Annotated in this window: 2 protein-coding genes; one reads left to right on the top strand and one right to left on the bottom strand. The window is 46.7% G+C overall.

The window, feature by feature from the left end:
* Positions 1-96: 96 nt before the first annotated feature.
* The gene (locus FC18_RS09240; protein WP_054680708.1) at positions 97-1,299 is read right to left on the bottom strand and encodes an AI-2E family transporter; all 1,203 of its coding nucleotides are present in this window, start codon (positions 1,297-1,299) and stop codon (positions 97-99) included.
* A 300-nt stretch (positions 1,300-1,599) separates the two neighbouring features.
* Here FC18_RS09240 and FC18_RS09235 point away from each other — a divergent pair, with 300 nt between their 5' ends.
* A complete protein-coding gene (locus tag FC18_RS09235; RefSeq protein ID WP_056976141.1) occupies positions 1,600-2,910 on the top strand; it encodes a Fic family protein in 1,311 nt (436 codons plus the stop codon).
* The last annotated feature ends 79 nt before the right edge of the window (positions 2,911-2,989 follow it).

Here is a 2,989-nt window from a genome sequence, read left to right as displayed (position 1 = left end):
AGGACGAACTCCAAATGATAAATTTACTATTCAACACCGTTTGACATAGTTCCGAAAAAAGCAGCGGTCCCAAATGACCACTGCTGAACACATTAATTATTTGATTTCGATGTTATCATTGGCGTCGTCTGCCGGAGTTGCCGGGTCGTCGTCGTCCCCCGTCGCCTCAGCTTGCACCGCCGCGTCATCGCGCATCCAGTTGAAGAACGGAATGCGGGGTTCGGCCACCAGGCACGCCAACACGGTCTTGGCCACCGCGTAAACGGGAATCCCGAGAATCACCCCGAGCAGGCCGAACATGTTGCCGGCCGTCAGCAGGAGTACCAGCACGGTCAACGGGTGGATCTCCATTGATTTACCAATCACGTTCGGGTAGACGAAGTTGTTGTCAATCTGCTGCACAGCCACCGCCACGATGACGGCAAACAGCACCTGTTTCCAGGAGACCGTCGCGGACACGGCCACGGCGGGAATCGCGCCAAGCCACGGACCGATGTACGGCACCATGTTCATGATGCCGGCCGTGATCCCAATGAGCAATGCGTACGGCGTGCCGGTGATGGCATACCCGATGCAGCTCAGAATCCCGACAATCAGCATGTCCGTGAACTGGCCGGTGAAGTAGGAATCCATCGTCGCGTTCATCCGGTGCAGCAGGTTGGCGGTAAATGGCCGCCACTGCTGCGGCAGGAACTTCTGGATGTTCGGCGACAACTTGTTGCCGTCTTTCATGAAGTAGAACAATACCAGCGGTGCCATGAAGATGTTCACGAGCGCGTTGCCGATGTGGCCCACCACCGCGCCAACACTGGTCGCACCAGTGCTGACGTGGGCGGTCACAAATTTAAGAATGGCGTTGCGGTTGATTTCGACCGAGCTCAAAATGCTGCTCAGGTGCATTTCTTCCGCCAGCCGGCTGGACGCAAAGTCGCGGACGAACTTCTCGGTGTCAGTCAGGAAGCTCGGCAAGTTCTGCACCATCGCCGCAATTTGGGTCACAATCTGCGGAATCAGGTACGCAAGCCCGCCACCCAGGATGAGCACGAGCAAAACGAACGCCATAATCGACGCCGCCCGCCCCCGCACGTGCAGCTTGTTCAGCAGCTTCACCAGCGGCTGCAGCAAGTAATACAGGAAGCCCGCGATGAGGAACGGCCCCATGATGGTCGACAGGAACGTGCTGATTGGCGTGAACAGGAAGCCGATTTTGGTACTGACGAACACAAGCGACACGACCACCAGCAGCAGCACCGCCACTAGCAGAGTCTTCATCAGGTTCGATTGGGTTTTGAGTTTCAAGTGGATCACCTCGTTAGTCGGGTTGAATGTCTTATAGGCTATTATACACGAGTGGACTGGCCGGGGGATGGGACTTGGGGCGGAAGTTGGGGGAAAAAGCAACCACTTAGAAAAGCGTCGAAATGTTATAACTGAAATTTGTAACGCTGGCACCATTCATCATTAAGTGACCAAAACATCATTTTCGGTTAAATATACAGGATAATTTTTACTCGCATTTTACCAAAACACGCATTATGGTAAAATGTAAATGTCGCAGCGACCCCAATTTAACCAAATTACGCAAAAAGGTAAATTAAAATGGCAAATTACAAACTATTGAGCAAATTCAAATACGGTGCTGACGGTCGTACTCGGTTGTCTAATGACGCTGTTGAGAATGAGTACCAAAAAAGGCTTAACGGTTACTCAACCGTAATCACAAATCTATACCCTCGACTTGTTGATAAAGAAAAGCTTGAACTTGGCCTGGCTAGTGGACACAGTACATCCATCAACCCCTATCCAATTTTCTGGGTTGTAACTCCTCAACATTTACAAAAGATTGACGAAGTTCATCGACTTTCGACATCAATTTCGGCAATCACAAGCCGAAACAACATGCCCCAAGTTGCTGTTGAAAGCTACCTCCGATCGCTGTTAACTAATGAAATATTTTTCACAAATGAAATAGAGGGTGTTCATACCAATCCCGAAGAAATTAGTACGATTGTCTGGGATGTCGACTCAGAAAAAAAATCAAGTAATCGGCGTCTTGAATCTACCATTCGGCAATATACATCAGCACTGGGCGCTAAACAACAACAGATTAAAACTCTGGCGGACTTTAGAAACATCTACAACCAGCTGCTAAAGGACGAGATATCAGATAAAGATTTACCCGATGGCACACTTTTTCGCGATAGTTTTGTATTCATAGGTAAAGGAAGCGGAATTGATAAAACGGCTGTTCACTTACCGCCAGAAAAAGAATCAGAAATTAACGTAGCACTTACTCAACTAATTTCATTTATGAATGATGATCGACTGACACCAATTGACAAATCATTGGCTACACATTTCATGTTTGAAAATACACATCCATTTAAAGACGGAAATGGACGAACCGGCCGGTACCTCCTTTCGTCCTACTTATCTAAAAAATTAGACTCATTTACAGGACTTACCATATCAACGAGCATTCACAACCACGTTCAAAAATACTATCAACTCTTTCGTGACGCCGGGAATATTGAAAACCGTGGTGATTTAACCAACTTTATTGACGGAATGTTGGACATCATAATTGATGGCCAACAAAGTGTAATAACTCAAATGCAGTCTAGAAAATCAAAACTGGATGAAAATATGAAACACATCCAAAAACTATACCCAACATTGAATGATGATTACAACTCAATTTTGTACATTTTTCTACAGTCTAAACTGTTCACTGACGGAAAAAAGAACGGTATACAGGATCGGCAATTGGCCGAAATTGCTAAAAATTCCCGGAACATATCGCGACGTGCGTTTAAGACTATTATTGACGACCTAACAGACAAAAAGATTATCACTCTAGTATCTAGCAACCCGCTCCAGCACGTACTTTCTGACAATTGTATCAATTAAAAAAGAGGCAGCCGCCTCTTTTTTAATTAGTGGCTGGTGAATAATTTGTCCAAGTTATCTGTAACAGCTCCTTAACCCG

This window comes from Lacticaseibacillus sharpeae JCM 1186 = DSM 20505, assembly GCF_001436225.1.
In the GTDB taxonomy this organism is placed as follows: domain Bacteria; phylum Bacillota; class Bacilli; order Lactobacillales; family Lactobacillaceae; genus Lacticaseibacillus; species Lacticaseibacillus sharpeae.
Note: the sequence above shows the minus strand (reverse complement) of the source record. Positions and strands in the feature narration are given on the sequence as shown.

Bases quoted from the DNA above. Each gene is read 5' to 3' on its own strand.
- FC18_RS09235 (WP_056976141.1), top strand. From the start codon at position 1,600: ATGGCAAATTACAAACTATTGAGCAAATTCAAATACGGTGCTGACGGT.